Annotated in this window: 13 protein-coding genes and 1 rRNA gene; 9 read left to right on the top strand and 5 right to left on the bottom strand. The window is 70.8% G+C overall.

Annotated features, from left to right (window positions below; all coding sequences use genetic code 11):
- Positions 1–29: 29 nt before the first annotated feature.
- From ACFY9N_RS15510 to ACFY9N_RS15500, 3 genes are read left to right on the top strand one after another with little or no spacing between them, the layout of a single operon-like run.
- Positions 30–1,313 (top strand): M18 family aminopeptidase, encoded by a 1,284-nt coding sequence (locus tag ACFY9N_RS15510; protein ID WP_391479707.1) that lies wholly within the window; start codon positions 30–32, stop codon positions 1,311–1,313.
- A gap of 56 nt (positions 1,314–1,369) precedes the next feature.
- Positions 1,370–2,809, top strand: coding sequence for a purine-cytosine permease family protein (locus ACFY9N_RS15505; RefSeq protein WP_391479706.1), 1,440 nt, complete (start codon positions 1,370–1,372; stop codon positions 2,807–2,809).
- On the top strand, positions 2,806–3,363 hold the full coding sequence (locus ACFY9N_RS15500) for a cysteine hydrolase family protein (protein WP_391479705.1): 558 nt from the start codon (positions 2,806–2,808) through the stop codon (positions 3,361–3,363). The genes ACFY9N_RS15505 and ACFY9N_RS15500 overlap by 4 nt, the downstream gene beginning before the upstream one ends.
- A 16-nt stretch (positions 3,364–3,379) precedes the next feature.
- On the opposite strand, the gene ACFY9N_RS15495 is transcribed toward ACFY9N_RS15500, so the two are convergent.
- Complete coding sequence (locus tag ACFY9N_RS15495) at positions 3,380–4,090, bottom strand: MBL fold metallo-hydrolase (protein ID WP_391479704.1); 711 nt, start codon at positions 4,088–4,090, stop codon at positions 3,380–3,382.
- A 108-nt stretch (positions 4,091–4,198) separates the two neighbouring features.
- Here ACFY9N_RS15495 and ACFY9N_RS15490 point away from each other — a divergent pair, with 108 nt between their 5' ends.
- Positions 4,199–4,723 carry a TetR/AcrR family transcriptional regulator gene (locus ACFY9N_RS15490; RefSeq protein ID WP_391479703.1) on the top strand — a complete coding sequence of 175 codons (525 nt, stop codon included), beginning with the start codon at positions 4,199–4,201 and terminating at the stop codon, positions 4,721–4,723.
- A gap of 23 nt (positions 4,724–4,746) precedes the next feature.
- Here the strand turns inward: ACFY9N_RS15490 and hutI are convergent, their stop codons facing one another.
- Genes hutI through hutH form a run of 3 tightly spaced genes read right to left on the bottom strand, consistent with a single transcriptional unit; the run spans position 4,747 to position 9,208 of the window.
- Positions 4,747–5,970, bottom strand: coding sequence for an imidazolonepropionase (gene hutI / locus ACFY9N_RS15485; RefSeq protein ID WP_391479702.1), 1,224 nt, complete (start codon positions 5,968–5,970; stop codon positions 4,747–4,749).
- A 30-nt stretch (positions 5,971–6,000) separates the two neighbouring features.
- Positions 6,001–7,674 (bottom strand): urocanate hydratase, encoded by a 1,674-nt coding sequence (gene hutU, locus ACFY9N_RS15480; protein ID WP_391479701.1) that lies wholly within the window; start codon positions 7,672–7,674, stop codon positions 6,001–6,003.
- The gene (hutH, locus tag ACFY9N_RS15475; protein WP_391479700.1) at positions 7,667–9,208 is read right to left on the bottom strand and encodes a histidine ammonia-lyase; all 1,542 of its coding nucleotides are present in this window, start codon (positions 9,206–9,208) and stop codon (positions 7,667–7,669) included. The genes hutU and hutH overlap by 8 nt, the downstream gene beginning before the upstream one ends.
- Before the next feature lie 52 nt (positions 9,209–9,260).
- Between hutH and ACFY9N_RS15470 the strand changes: the two genes are divergently transcribed.
- The 5 genes from ACFY9N_RS15470 (at position 9,261) to ACFY9N_RS15450 (ending at position 13,744) form a co-directional block, all read left to right on the top strand.
- The gene (locus ACFY9N_RS15470; RefSeq protein ID WP_391479699.1) at positions 9,261–10,070 is read left to right on the top strand and encodes an IclR family transcriptional regulator; all 810 of its coding nucleotides are present in this window, start codon (positions 9,261–9,263) and stop codon (positions 10,068–10,070) included.
- A 63-nt stretch (positions 10,071–10,133) separates the two neighbouring features.
- Entirely contained in the window at positions 10,134–11,351 is a 1,218-nt protein-coding gene (locus ACFY9N_RS15465) for an OmpA family protein (RefSeq protein ID WP_391479698.1), read from the top strand.
- A 43-nt stretch (positions 11,352–11,394) separates the two neighbouring features.
- Positions 11,395–12,000, top strand: coding sequence for a DUF3060 domain-containing protein (locus ACFY9N_RS15460; RefSeq protein WP_391479697.1), 606 nt, complete (start codon positions 11,395–11,397; stop codon positions 11,998–12,000).
- 2 nt (positions 12,001–12,002) lie between these two features.
- A complete protein-coding gene (locus ACFY9N_RS15455) occupies positions 12,003–12,722 on the top strand; it encodes a response regulator transcription factor (RefSeq protein ID WP_391479696.1) in 720 nt (239 codons plus the stop codon).
- Entirely contained in the window at positions 12,719–13,744 is a 1,026-nt protein-coding gene (locus ACFY9N_RS15450) for a sensor histidine kinase (protein WP_391479695.1), read from the top strand. The genes ACFY9N_RS15455 and ACFY9N_RS15450 overlap by 4 nt, the downstream gene beginning before the upstream one ends.
- Before the next feature lie 113 nt (positions 13,745–13,857).
- Here ACFY9N_RS15450 and rrf read toward each other — a convergent pair.
- Positions 13,858–13,942: ribosomal RNA gene (rrf, locus tag ACFY9N_RS15445) — 5S ribosomal RNA — on the bottom strand; the annotation flags it as partial.

Here is a 13,942-nt window from a genome sequence, read left to right as displayed (position 1 = left end):
AAGGACGCCCGTCTGCAGGAAGGCCCTCCATGCCCGTCACTCCGGTCGCCCTCGCCCACGCCGAGGACCTCGTCGACTTCGTCGCCGCATCCCCCTCGAGCTATCACGCTGCGGCCGAGGTCGCCCGACGCCTCGAAGGCGCGGGCTTCACTCGCCTGAATGAAGAGGACGCCTGGCCCGCACAGCCCGGCGGCCGCTTCGTCGTGGTGCGCGACGGCGCGGCGATCGCCTGGGTGGTGCCGACGGACGCCGCACCGACCACACCCGTGCACGTCTTCGGGGCGCACACCGACTCCCCCGGGTTCAAGCTGAAGCCGCAGCCGACCACCGGCACCCGCGGCTGGCTGCAGGCCGCCGTCGAGGTCTACGGTGGCCCGCTGCTGAACTCCTGGCTCGACCGCGAGCTTCGCCTCGCCGGCCGCCTCGCCCTCCGCGACGGCCGCATCGTGCTCGCCGACACCGGCGCGCTCCTCCGGTTGCCGCAGTTGGCGATCCACCTCGACCGCACCGCGAACAGCGGCCTCGCACTCGACAAGCAGGTCGAGACGCAACCTGTCTGGGGCCTGGGCGACCCGACCGAAGCCGATGTGCTGGGCGAGCTCGCGGCATCCGCCGGTGTCGACGCCGCAGACATCCGCGGCTACGACGTCGTGATCGCCGACACCGCCCGAGGCGCCGTGTTCGGCAAGGACGACGCGTTCTTCGCCTCCGGCCGCCTCGACGACCTCGCCTCGGTGCACGCGGGCGTCGTGGCCCTCGCCGCGCACGACACGGCGGCGGGCGGCCCGATCGCCGTGCTCGCGGCCTTCGACCACGAGGAGCTCGGCTCGAACTCGCGCTCCGGCGCCGCCGGACCCTTCCTCGAAGACATCCTCGGGCGCATCTCCGACGGGCTGGGGGCGGATGCCACGGAGCGCCGCCGCGCCTTCGCGTCGTCGTGGTGCCTGTCGAGCGACGTGGGTCACTCGGTGCACCCGAACTACGTCGGCAAGCACGACCCCGTCGTGCAGCCCGTTCTCGGGTCGGGTCCGATCCTCAAGATCAACGCGAACCAGCGCTATGCGACGGATGCCGTCGGCGCCGCCGCCTGGCACTCCTGGTGCGAGCGGGCCGGCGTCACCACGCAGGAGTTCGTGTCGAACAACGGCGTGCCCTGCGGCTCGACGATCGGACCGATCACGGCGACCCGCCTCGGCATCCGCACGGTCGACGTCGGCATCCCGATCCTGTCGATGCACTCCGCACGCGAGCTCGCCGGTGTCTCCGACCTCCACGATCTCACCCGCACCGCTGAGGCGTTCTTCCGCTCCTGACACGGTCGGTTCGTCGTATTCGCCCCGATGTCGGCGCACGGTGCCAGGATGAGGGGATGACGCAGAACCCGCCCGGCCTCATCGAGCGCGCCGGCATCGAGATCATCCCCGAGTCCGAGCGCACCGCGAAGCCGCGCGACCTGTTCTGGCCGTGGTTCGCGGCGAACGTGTCGGTGTTCGGAATGTCGTACGGGTCGTTCGTGCTCGGTTTCGGCATCTCCTTCTGGCAGGCGACGATCGTCTCGATCATCGGCATCGTGGTGTCGTTCCTGCTCTGCGGGTTGATCGCGATCGCCGGCAAGCGCGGGTCGGCGCCGACCATGGTCCTCTCGCGCGCCGCGTTCGGAGTTCACGGGCAGAAGGTTCCCGGAATCGTGTCGTGGCTGACGTCGATCGGCTGGGAGACGTTCCTCGCCATCATGGCCGTGCTCGCGACGGCCACCGTGATCACGCAGCTGGGCGGCGACGGCGACAGCATCGCGCTCAAGATCACGGCGACCGTCATCGTCGCGGCGCTCATCGTGGGCGCCTCGGTGCTCGGCTACCACGCCATCATGAAGATGCAGTCGGTCCTCACCTGGCTCACGGGCGCCGTCACCGTGCTGTACGTCATCCTGGCCGCCCCGAGCATCGACCTCGAAGCCGTGCTCGCCCGCCCGGACGGCGGAATCGGGCAGGTCATCGGCGCCCTCGTCATGGTGATGACCGGTTTCGGACTCGGCTGGATCAACATCGCCGCCGACTGGTCGCGCTACCAGAAGCGCACGGCATCCGACGGGGCGATCGTCGCGTGGAACACGATCGGCGGCTCGGTGGCCCCCGTGATCCTGGTCGTGTTCGGTCTGCTGCTCGCGGGCTCGAACGACGAACTGCTCTTGGCCGTCCAGAACGACCCGATCGGTGCGCTCGCGACGATCCTCCCGGTCTGGGTGCTCGTGCCCTTCCTCCTCACCGCCGTCCTGGCCCTCGTCTCGGGCGCGGTGCTCGGCATCTACTCCTCGGGCCTCACGCTGCTCAGCCTCGGCATCCGCATCCCCCGACCCTCTGCCGCCGCGATCGACGGGGCGATCCTGACCGCGGGCACCATCTTCGTCGTGTTCTTCGCGACCGACTTCCTCGGCCCGTTCCAGAGCTTCCTCATCACGCTCGGCGTTCCGCTCGCCGCGTGGGCGGGCATCCTCATCGCCGACATCCTGCGTCGCCGCACGGACTACGACGAGCAGGCGCTGTTCGATGCGAACGGACGATACGGCGCGTGGGACTGGACCTCGATCGGCACCATGGTCGTCACGAGCGTGATCGGCTGGGGACTCGTCGTGAACAACTTCGCCGAGGACGCCGCGTGGAACAACTGGCAGGGCTACCTGCTGTTCCTCATCGGCGGCAAGGAGGGCGAGTGGGCCTACGCGAACCTCGGCGTCTTCTTCGCCCTCGTGCTCTCGTTCCTGGTGACGTACTTCGCCCGCGCGGGCAGGATCCGGCGGCAGGAGGCGTGAGCATCGCCGAGCAGCCCTGGTTGGTCGTGATCGACCCGCAGGCGATCTTCGCGGCGCCCGACTCCGCGTGGGGGTCGCCGTTCTTCACCGAGGCGATGCCCCGCATCCGGGCGCTGGCGGAGTCCTTCGGCGAGCGCGTGCTCGTGACGCGGTGGATGCCGACGGCCGACCGCTCGACCTCGTGGGGCGACTACTTCGCCGCCTGGCCGTTCGCCGATCAGCCCGCGACCGATCCGCTGTTCGCACTCGTGCCCGAGGCATCCGCCCTGTCGCCGCTGCCGACGCTCGACCTGCCGACGTTCGGCAAGTGGGGCGCCGAGATCGAGCGGATCGTCGGACGCGGCGCTCGCATCGTGCTCGCCGGCGTCTCGACGGACTGCTGCGTGATCTCGACGGCACTCGCCGCCGCGGATGCCGGGGCGCACGTCACCGTGGCCGCCGACGCCTGCGCGGGCTCCACCTCCGAGAACCACGCAGCGGCAATCCAGGTGATGGGCCTCTACCCGCCGCAGATCACGATCAGCGACACGGCGGCGGTACTCGCCGGACGCTGAGCCCCGGGCAGCGCCCTCAGGCGGATGCCCGCACCGCAGTCGCGATGTCGGCCGGTGAGCCGCGCCAGGGTGCCCCGTGCCCGGGAAGCACCCAGGACGCCTCCACCCCGGCGAGCCGGCCGAGGGAGGCGAGCGCTTCCGTCGGCTCATCCGTGAACGGGGCGGGCTGAGCACCGACCTTTCCGGTGAGCACGTGTCGGGTGGCGAGCGCGTCGCCGACGAAGACGGCATCGACGACCGGAACGTGCACGGCGATGCTGCCCGGCGAGTGCCCCGGCATGCCGATCACCACGGGCGAGCCGGGCAGGTCGAGCACATCGCCGTCGGCGATCTCGTGCACCTCGGCGACCTGCGGGGTGCGCAGCGCACGCTTGCGGATGCCGTAGCCGAGGAACGACAGCATCGGTCCGAGCTTCGCAGACCCCATCGGCGTCTTCGGCTTTTCGCCCGTGCGCACGCGGTGGGCATCGGCGGAGTGGATGAAGACGGGCACTCCCGCCTCTCGCCGCAGCCGCTCGGCGAATCCGATGTGGTCGCTGTCGCCGTGGGTGAGCACGACGCCGCGGATGTCGGAGACGGGCCGGCCGATCTTGGCGAGCGTGCGCTGCAGGTCGCGCCAGTGGCCGGGCATGCCAGCGTCGATGAGGGTGATGCCCGCATCCGTCTCGATCAGGTAGGACGCGACGATGTCGTTACCGAGGCGGTGGAGATGAGGAGCGAGGAGCATGGCGGGTCCTTTCTGGACGTGCGACCGGCGATCCGATTGCGAAGGCTACGATACGTAGCTATCATGGCTATTGTCAATAGCCATCGACGACGGCCCCAGGAGGCGACCATGCCGGCACCCGAACGCACCTCGACCGAGGCGATCATCGCGGCCGGTCGCGCAATCCTCGAGGAGGCGGGGCCGGCGGGTCTCACGATGCAGGCCGTCGCGCTGCGCGTCGGCGTGCGCGCGCCTTCCCTCTACAAGCGCGTACGCGATCGCGACGCCCTGCTCTCCGCCGTGTCCGAGGCATCCGTCGACGAACTGACCTCGCGTCTCGATGCGGTCGGCGAGGATCTCGCCGCGCTGGCCGTCGCCTACCGAGCCTTCGCCCACGAGCACCCCGAGGCGTTCCGCCTCCTGTTCTCGCCGGCGACTCCGGAGGCTGCGCTGCACCGCTCCTCGGCATCCGTGTTGCGTGCCTGCGCCGCTCTCGTCGGCGAGACGGACGCCCTCGACGCTGCACGCCTGTTCACCGCCTGGGCGACGGGCTTCCTGCAGATGGAACTGTCGGGAGCCTTCCGTCTCGGCGGCGACGTCGACCAGGCCTTCGACTACGGCTTGGCCCGGATCATCGCCGGACTGAGCACCTGACGGCACCCCTCAGACCACAACCGTCAGACGGCGACGCCGTCCTTCCAGACCCGCGCGACGAGCGGAACGCCGGGCCGGTAGGCGAGGTGGATGCGGGTCGGCGCATCCAGCAGCACGAGGTCGGCACGTGCTCCCGGAGCGATGATCCCGATGTCGTCGCGGCGCAGCGCGCGGGCGCCGCCGGCCGTCGCCGCCCACACGGCCTCGGCCGGGGTCATGCCCATGTCGCGCACGGCGACCGCGATGCAGAACGGTATCGACGACGTGAAGCTCGACCCCGGGTTGGTGTCGCAGGCGAGCGCGACCGTGACGCCCGCGTCGATCAGCCGTCGCGCATCGGGGTACGGCTGGCGGGTCGAGAACTCCACACCAGGCAGCAGCGTGAGCACGGTGTCGGATGCCGCAAGCAGCGCGACATCGTCATCGGTCAGGTACGTGCCGTGGTCGACGGATGCCGCACCCAGCTCCACCGCGAGCGCGACGCCCTCGCCCGGTCCGAGCTGGCTGGCATGCACGCGCGGGGCCAGCCCCCGCGCGATCCCGGCTTCGAGCACGCGCCGCGACTGCGCGACGGTGAAGGCGCCGGTCTCGCAGAACACGTCGATCCATCTCGCGTGCGGCGCGCAGGCGTCGAGCATCGGCCCGGTGACCAGGTCGACGTACTCGTCCCCGCGATCGGCATACTCGGCCGGCACGACGTGCGCACCGAGGAACGTCACCTCGGGTGTCACCTCGGCGGCGAGACGGACGAGGCGTTCCTCGTCGGCGACGCTCAGCCCGTAACCGCTCTTGATCTCGACGGTCGTCGTGCCCTGGGCGAGCATCTCATCGAGGAACCCACGCACCCGCGCACGCAGCTCGTCCTCTGTCGCGGCGCGCGTGGCGGCGACGGTCGAGCGGATGCCGCCGGCCGCGTACTTGCGTCCGGCCATCCGCTCCTCGAACTCGACGGCCCGATCACCGCCGAAGACCAGGTGACTGTGGCTGTCGACGAATCCGGGGATCACCGCCCGACCTGCGGCATCCACGACCTCATCGGCGTCGGGAGCATCCGCCGCCGTCCCCACCCACGCGATTCGCCCGGCATCGATCAGCACGGCCGCATCGTGCATAGTGCCTGACCCCGCATGGGTCCTTGCGACGGCATGGGCCCCTGAGCTTGTCTGGGTCCCTGAGCCTGTCGAAGGGCCCCCACCGCCTTCAACGTTCGTCGTGAGCTCGCCGATGTTCGTGACCAGGATCGTCATGCCGTCAGCCTTTCGTATCCGGAAGCGCGCTCAGAGCATCGGAATGTTCAGGCCGCGCTCGCGCGCCACCTCGCGGGCGTGTTCGTACCCGGCATCCACGTGCCGCATCACGCCGGTACCCGGATCGTTCGTGAGCACGCGCTCGAGCTTCTGCGCCGCGAGCTCGCTGCCGTCCGCGACCGTGACCTGTCCCGCGTGCAAGGATCTGCCGATGCCGACGCCGCCGCCGTGGTGCAGCGACACCCACGAGGCGCCCGAGGACGTGTTGAGCAGCGCATTGAGCAGGGGCCAGTCGGCGATCGCGTCCGAGCCGTCCTTCATCGCCTCGGTCTCGCGGTACGGCGACGCCACGGAACCCGAATCGAGGTGGTCGCGTCCGATCACGATCGGAGCCGTCAGCTCGCCCGACGCCACCATCTCGTTGAACTTGAGGCCCGCGAGGTGGCGCTCCTTGTATCCGAGCCAGCAGATGCGGGCGGGCAGTCCCTCGAAGTGCACCTTCTCGCCGGCCTTCTCCAGCCAGCGGTGCAGCGCGGCGTCCTCGGGGAACAGCTCGGCGATCGCCCGATCGGTCTTGGCGATGTCCCCGGGGTCGCCCGAGAGCGCGGCCCACCGGAACGGCCCGCGCCCCTCCTCGAACTGCGGGCGGATGTATGCCGGCACGAAACCGGGGAACGCGAACGCCCGGTCGAAGCCGCCGAGCTCCGCCTCGCGGCGGATCGAGTTGCCGTAATCGAACACCGCGGCCCCGGCATCCTGGAAGGCGACCATCGCAGCGACGTGCGCCGCCATCGACTCCCGGGATCGCCGGGTGAACTCCTCGGGATCACGCTCCGCCTCGGACTTCCAGTCGGCGACGGAAACGCCGATCGGCAGGTACGCGAGCGGGTCGTGCGCACTCGTCTGATCGGTGACGATGTCGATCGCCACGCCCCGCCGCAGCAGCTCCGGGAACACCTCGGCGGCGTTGCCGACGACACCCACCGAGAGCGCCTCCCCGGCCTCCTTCGCGGCCAGCGCGCGGGCGACGGCCGCATCGAGGTCGGTCGTGTACTCGTCGAGGTAGCCGTGCTCGACCCGGCGGGCGAGGCGCGACTCGTCGACGTCGACGATCAGCACGGCCCCGTCGTTCATGGTGACCGCGAGCGGCTGCGCCCCGCCCATGCCGCCGGCCCCGCCGGTGAGAGTCAGGGTGCCGCGCAGCGAGTCGCGCCCGAGCGAGCGGGCGACGGCGGCGAAGGTCTCGTAGGTGCCCTGCAGGATCCCCTGCGTGCCGATGTAGATCCACGAGCCCGCCGTCATCTGCCCGTACATGAGCAGGCCGAGTTCTTCGAGCCGGCGGAACTCGGGCCACGTCGCCCAGTCGCCCACGAGGTTCGAGTTGGCGATGAGCACCCGCGGCGCCCACTCGTGCGTGCGGAAGACGCCCACCGGCTTGCCCGACTGCACCAGCAGCGTCTCGTCGGGCTCGAGTTCGTCGAGGGTGCGGACGATCGCGTCGTACGCCTCCCAGCTGCGCGCCGCACGTCCGGTGCCGCCGTAGACGACGAGGCTCTCGGGATGTTCCGCCACCTCCGGGTCGAGGTTGTTCATCAGCATCCGCTTGGCGGCCTCGGCGCCCCAGCTCTTGGCCGTGCGCTGATTCCCGCGCGCGGCGCGCACGGTCCGCGTGGTGTCGGTGAGGGTCGGCTTCTGGTCAGTCATTCGCGTGCTCCTTCGCAATGCGGCCGACGGCGCCGGACTGCACCAGGGCGGTCACGGCCTCCATATCGGGAGAGAGGAAACGGTCGGGTCCGGGACCCGCGGCGACCGTGCGCACGAGGTCGCGCACGGCTCCGGTGGCGGGCCCTGCCTGCAGCGGCGCACGCAGGTCGAGCGCGCGGGCGCCGGTGAGGATCTCGATCGCGAGCACGCGACCGAGACCGTCGATCGCGCGGCGCAGCTTGCGGGCGGCCGCCCACCCCATCGACACATGGTCCTCCTGCATCGCGGACGACGGGATCGAGTCGACGGATGCCGGGACGGCGAGGCGCTTGAGCTCCGACACGATGCCGGCCGCGGCGTACTGCGCGATCATGAGGCCGGAATCCACGCCGACCTCGTCGGCGAGGAAGGGCGGCAGACCGTGGTTGCGCGCGGGGTCGAGCGCCCGGTCGGTGCGACGCTCCGATACGGAGGCCACATCGGCGACCGAGATCGCGAGGAAGTCGAGCACGGCAGCGACCGGAGCCCCGTGGAAGTTGCCGTTCGACTCGATCCGCCCGTCGACCGTGATCACCGGGTTGTCGATGACGCTGGCGAGCTCGCGGCCGGCGATCGTCGCCGCGTATCCGGCCGTGTCGCGCGCGGCGCCGTGCACCTGCGGCGAGCAGCGCAGCGAGTACGCGTCCTGCACACGTCCGTCCTCCGGCCCCTTGTGGCTGTGCACGATCGGCGAGTCCCCGAGGAACGCGCGCAGGTTCGCCGCGGAGACGCCCTGGCCCGCCTGCGGGCGCAGCGCCATGAGGTCGGCGGCGAAGACGGCATCCGTCCCGAGCTGCGACTCGATCGACATGGCGGCGGCGATGTCAGCGGTGAGCAGCAGCTCGTCGAGGTCGTGGAGCGCGAGCACCAGCATCCCGAGCATCCCGTCGGTGCCGTTGATGAGGGCGAGGCCCTCCTTCTCGACGAGGGTCACCGGGGTGATCCCGGCGGAGCGCAGGGCATCGGATGCCGCGACGAGCGCTCCGTCGGCGGTGCGCACCTCGCCCTCGCCCATCGCCGCGAGCGCGATGTGGGCGAGCGGCGCGAGGTCGCCCGAGCAGCCGAGCGAGCCGTACTCGCGCACGACCGGGACGATCCCCGCGTTGAGCAGCGCGGCGTAGGTCTCGACCACGACCGGGCGCACGCCGGTGCGACCGGAGGCGAGGGTCTGCAGGCGGAGCAGCTGCAGCCCGCGCACGACCTCGGCCTCGACCTCGGCTCCCGTGCCCGCGGCGTGCGAGCGAATCAGGCTGGCCTGCAGCTGCAGGCGACGATCGGGGGCGATGAATGTGGTGGCGAGGGCGCCGAACCCGGTCGAGACGCCGTAGTGCGGATGCGGGTCGGCGGCCAGGCCGTCGATCACGGCACGGGTCTCGGCGACGCGGGCCAGCGCCTCGGGGGCGATCACCACGGGGGCGCCGTGGCGCGCCACGGCGACGACATCGGCGGGCGCCAGCGGGGCGGCGCCGACGAGCACGGGGGTGAGTTCACTCATGTCTCGATTCCACACCCGTGGGCTCGTCCGCGACAGCCGATCATGCGATGCTGTGTCTGTGATCCCAGACAGTTCGGATGCCGCTGCGGGCACACCCGTGTCACGCCCGGCGCTGCCCGCACAGGTGCCGGCTGCCGAGCACACCCTGCGCATCCTCAGCTACCTGGCCGGGCGCCCCGCCCCGGTGGCGGCATCCGCGATCGCCCGCGAGCTCGACCTGCCGCGCTCGACCGTCTACCACCTGCTCGCGACGCTCGCCGCGCACGGATTCGTGCTGCACCTGCGCGAGGACCGCCGGTGGAGTCTGGGCACCTCGGCCTTCGAGCTCGCGGGCGGATACGCGCGGCAGCAGCCGCTCGCCCGGCTGGGGCGCCCGCTCGTGGCCGCGCTGTCCGACCGCCTCGGCGAGAGCGCGCACCTCGCGGTGATGAGCGGCGGCGACGTGCTCTACATCGTCGAGGAGCGCGCACCCCGACGCCCGGCGCTCATCACCGACGTCGGGGTGCGGTTACCCGCCCACCTCACCGCGAGCGGCCGGGCGATGCTCGCCGCACTCCCCCGCGAACAGGTGCGGGCGCTGTACCCGAGCGCCTCGTCGTTCACGGATCGCACGGGTGTCGGGCCGCGCACGCCGTCGGCCCTGCGCGAGGTGCTGCGCGAGGTGCGGGCCCGCGGCTATGCGACCGAGGACAGCGAGGTCGCCGACGGGCTCCGATCGGTCGGCGCGGCCGTACGCGACCGCAACGGCTGGCCGGTCGCCGCTGTGGCCGTCACCTGGGCGGGCGACGCCGTGACCGAGGGCGACCTGGCGGATGCCGTGCGCTCGACCGCCTCCGTGCTGGAGGCGCGCCTCGCCCGCTGAGATGTCTCAGAACTGCGACATCGCAGCGACAGCCCCGCCACATCCGCTCGATACGCTCGTTCCATGACCACCGCACGCACCACCGCTCGGCGCTCCACTCTCACCGCAGGGCTCGTCGCCGCGCTCGCTCTCACCGGCGGCGCACTGGCCGGATGCGCTCCGCAACCGTCGGCCGCACCCGCCGGATCGGCCACTCCCCGCCCTGCCTCGACCCCGACCGCGACCGCCGCTTCGAGCGCCGACACCGTGCCCGGCTACGACGTGGGGCAGTTCCCGCCGGTGCCGCTCTTCGTGCTGCCCGACCTCTCTCTCCTCGACACCTCGGCCTCGGCCTTCACGATCGAGATGAACACCGCCCTCGCCGACATCCCCGGCGTCACCGCGACGCCCGCGCACTGCGACGCCTCGGGCGAGGTCACCTCGGGCACCGGCAGCGCCTACCTGTACGGCGACGGCTCCGGCACCTTCACCGGGCCCGATGGATCGGTGCAGAACTACGGCGACGGCTCTGGCACCTCGACGATCAACGGCGTGACGATCCAGAACTTCGGCGACGGCTCCGGCAACTACTCCGACGGTGTCGTCACGATCCAGAACTTCGGCGACGGATCGGGTAACTACACCGATGCCTCGAAGACCGTGCAGATCTTCGGCGACGGATCGGGGAATTACACCGACGGCGACGTCACCATCCAGAACTTCGGCGACGGCTCCGGCGACTTCGAGGGCCAGGGCGTCACGATCCAGAACTTCGGCGACGGCTCCGGCAACTACAGCGACGGCGACCTCACGATCCAGAACTGGGGCGACGGCACCGCGAAGGTCAACGGCGAGGACGTGAAGGCCGACCCGCTCCCCGAGGTACCGCGGCTCGGGGTCTTCCCACCGCTCGGCGCTCTGGCCCCTCTCGAGTCGTGCGGCACTACCCTGACCTTCGATGACGGCGTGCTGTTCGACTTCGACCGCAGCGACATCCGCGCCGACGCCTCGTCGACGCTCGACGCGGTCGCCGAGGTGCTCACGACGCTCGGCGTCGGCGATGCCGTCGTCTCGGGGCATACCGATGCGATCGGGGACGACGCGTACAACCAGCGGCTTTCCGAGGATCGAGCGGATGCTGTCGTCGACGGGCTCGAGGATCGCGGTGTCGCAACACGCTTCACCGCCGAGGGATACGGCGAGAGTCGCCCCGTGGCCGCGAACGAGATCGACGGTGTCGACAACCCGGCCGGCCGCCAGCTCAACCGCCGCGTCGAGATCTTCATCCCCGCCGCGCTCTGACCGCTGGTCTCGACCGCCACTCCCCTACGACAGGATGGACACCATGCGCACCACGCGACGCCCTCTTCGTGCGACCGCCCGAGAGCTCCGCACCGCTCTCGCCGGCATCGTCCTCGCCAGCACCGTTCTCGTCGGCGCCCTGAGTGGATGCTCGGCCGCGATCGTGGATCGCTCCGATGCCGCCGACGATCGGGTCCCGGCTCCGCAGCAGACGTCCGCAGAGACGGATGCCCCGCAGGCCGGCGCATCGGATGCCGAGGATGCCGCGGATGCCGCCACCGATGACGGCGGGGCGGACCAGGGTTCGACGCCCGGCGGTTCGGGTCTCACGCCGGAGAACGCGGCTGACCGCGAGCGGATGCTCGCCGAGGCGACCATCACCCTGACGTGCCCATCCGAGACGCTGAATCAGGACGGCGCCGTCATCCGCGTCGAGGGCGCGTGCGCAGATCTGGTGATCGACATCGACGCCGGCGTCGTGATCGCCGATGACGTCGAGAATCTCACCCTCTCCGGGTCGGGAACGGTCGTCTTCGCCGAGGGCGTCGGGAGCCTCACCGTCACCGGCAGCGCGAGCATCGTCTACTGGACGGGCACGACCCCTACCGTCGCCGACCGGGGAACCGCGAACACCCTCCGGCACGGCTGACCGTGACCGTCTCCGCGCGCCCCCGCATCCTCCTGGTCGATGACGACGAGGCGATCACGGGGGCGCTCGCGGCGTTCCTCGGCCGCAGCGGCTTCGACGTGCGCGTCGCCGACGACGGCCGCGCCGGGTTGATCGAGGTCGAGCGTGACGTGCCCGACCTCATCGTGTGCGATGTCCTGATGCCGCACATCGACGGACGCGAGTTCGTGCGCCGCGTGCGATCGCGGCAACTGTGGCTTCCGATCATCCTGCTCACCCAGGTGGGCGAGTCGTGGGAGCGCAGTGCCGCGCTCGACGAGGGAGCCGACGACTATCTCAACAAGCCGTTCGACCCGCACGAGCTGATCTCGCGCATCCGGGCGGTGCTGCGTCGCACGGCGCAGGGCGTCGGTTCGCTCCGCTCGGCGCAGCGGCTGCGTGCCCGCGACCTCACGCTCGATCGCACGGCGCGACGGGCGTGGAGGGGCGACACCGAACTCACCCTCACCCCGAAGGCGTTCACGCTGCTCGAGTTCTTCCTGCTGCATCCGCAGGAGGTGCACTCGCGCGATCATCTGCTCGCGACGCTGTGGGGGTTCGACTTCGCATCGTCGAGTCGCGCTGTCGACCATCGCATCGCCGAACTGCGGCGTGAGCTCGGCGAGGGCGCCGCCGACCAGCCGTTCATCGACACCGTGCAGGGCATGGGCTACATGTTCGGAGCGAAGGTGACAGCCGCATGACCGCGCAGACATCCGGACCCGCGCCCCGACGCGTCGCCGATCGTGCGGGCGCCGCCCTGGGCGTCACGACGATCGCACCCGTCGCCCTGTGCTCGCTCACGGCTGGCGCACTGCTGCTCGCCGATGACCAGCGTGTCCTCGCCATCGAGATCGCGTTGCCGGGTGCCGTGTTCGCCGCCGGGCTTCTGCTGTCCGCCGTGCCGGCCGTGGCCTTCCTCTCCCGGCGCCGCCGCCGTCGGCGGGACTCCCAGGCCGCAGACGCGCAGGCCGCCACCCTCGCCGCGGCCGTCGACGCCGCAGCGCAGCACGAGCGCGAGAACCACCGACGATTCCTGGCACGCCTCGATCACGAGCTGAAGAACCCGCTCACGGCGATCCGCGCCACCGCGGTCGCCGCGCAGAGCGCTGCACTCGCCGACACGAACGCGATTGATGCGACGCGCCCACCGTCGGACGAACCCGCGGATGCCTGGCACACGATCGATCACCAGACGCAGAAGCTCAGCGGGCTCGTGCGTGATCTGCGCAAGCTCGCAGAGCTCGAGACGCGGCCGCTGGAGCGCGAGCCGGTCGACGTCGAGGCACTCGTCACCGAGGCCATCGAAGCGATCGCTCAGCAGCATCCGCATACGCGAGCGCGCATCGTTTTCGTCGTGACGCGTGTGCCGTGGCCCGTGCCGCAGCTCGACGCCGACTTGGATCTGTTGTCGTTGGCCATCGACAACGTGCTCGGCAATGCCGTGAAGTACTCGACCTCGGGCCCCATCGAGGTGCGGCTGCGCGAAGACAGTGGATGGGTCGTGCTCGAGGTCGCGGACTCAGGACGCGGTGTTCCCGCGGCCGACCTTCCGTCGGTGTTCGACGAGCTCGCCCGCGCACAGAACGCGCGCGATGTGAGCGGCTCGGGCATCGGCCTCACGCTCGTGGCAACGATTCTGCGCCGTCACGGCGGCGACGTGTCGATCCGATCTGCCGAGGGTTCGGGGACCGTCGTCACGCTGCGCCTTCCCGAGCACACCTAACGATCAGCGGCTGTGCGTCCGCACGCTTGTGTGAACGACGATGCGCGTCGACGATTGCGCTCGTTAACGACAAAGAGCCACCCAACATTGGGTGGCTCTTTATCTTAAAAGAAGTCCGGCGGTGTCCTACTCTCCCACAGGGTCCCCCCTGCAGTACCATCGGCGCTGTGAGGCTTAGCTTCCGGGTTCGGAATGTAA

Source organism: Microbacterium sp. NPDC008134, assembly GCF_042957055.1.
In the GTDB taxonomy this organism is placed as follows: domain Bacteria; phylum Actinomycetota; class Actinomycetes; order Actinomycetales; family Microbacteriaceae; genus Microbacterium.
The sequence above is the reverse complement of the archived record's forward strand: the minus strand, read 5'-3'. Positions and strand labels throughout refer to the sequence as shown.

Excerpts from the sequence above, each read along its gene's own strand:
- ACFY9N_RS15505 (WP_391479706.1), top strand. The coding sequence starts at position 1,370 with ATGACGCAGAACCCGCCCGGCCTCATCGAGCGCGCCGGCATCGAGATC.
- ACFY9N_RS15510 (WP_391479707.1), top strand. The coding sequence starts at position 30 with ATGCCCGTCACTCCGGTCGCCCTCGCCCACGCCGAGGACCTCGTCGAC.
- hutI (WP_391479702.1), bottom strand. The coding sequence starts at position 5,970 with ATGACGATCCTGGTCACGAACATCGGCGAGCTCACGACGAACGTTGAA.
- hutU (WP_391479701.1), bottom strand. The coding sequence starts at position 7,674 with ATGACTGACCAGAAGCCGACCCTCACCGACACCACGCGGACCGTGCGC.
- ACFY9N_RS15465 (WP_391479698.1), top strand. The coding sequence starts at position 10,134 with ATGACCACCGCACGCACCACCGCTCGGCGCTCCACTCTCACCGCAGGG.
- ACFY9N_RS15495 (WP_391479704.1), bottom strand. The coding sequence starts at position 4,090 with ATGCTCCTCGCTCCTCATCTCCACCGCCTCGGTAACGACATCGTCGCG.
- ACFY9N_RS15460 (WP_391479697.1), top strand. The coding sequence starts at position 11,395 with ATGCGCACCACGCGACGCCCTCTTCGTGCGACCGCCCGAGAGCTCCGC.
- ACFY9N_RS15450 (WP_391479695.1), top strand. The coding sequence starts at position 12,719 with ATGACCGCGCAGACATCCGGACCCGCGCCCCGACGCGTCGCCGATCGT.
- ACFY9N_RS15490 (WP_391479703.1), top strand. The coding sequence starts at position 4,199 with ATGCCGGCACCCGAACGCACCTCGACCGAGGCGATCATCGCGGCCGGT.
- hutH (WP_391479700.1), bottom strand. The coding sequence starts at position 9,208 with ATGAGTGAACTCACCCCCGTGCTCGTCGGCGCCGCCCCGCTGGCGCCC.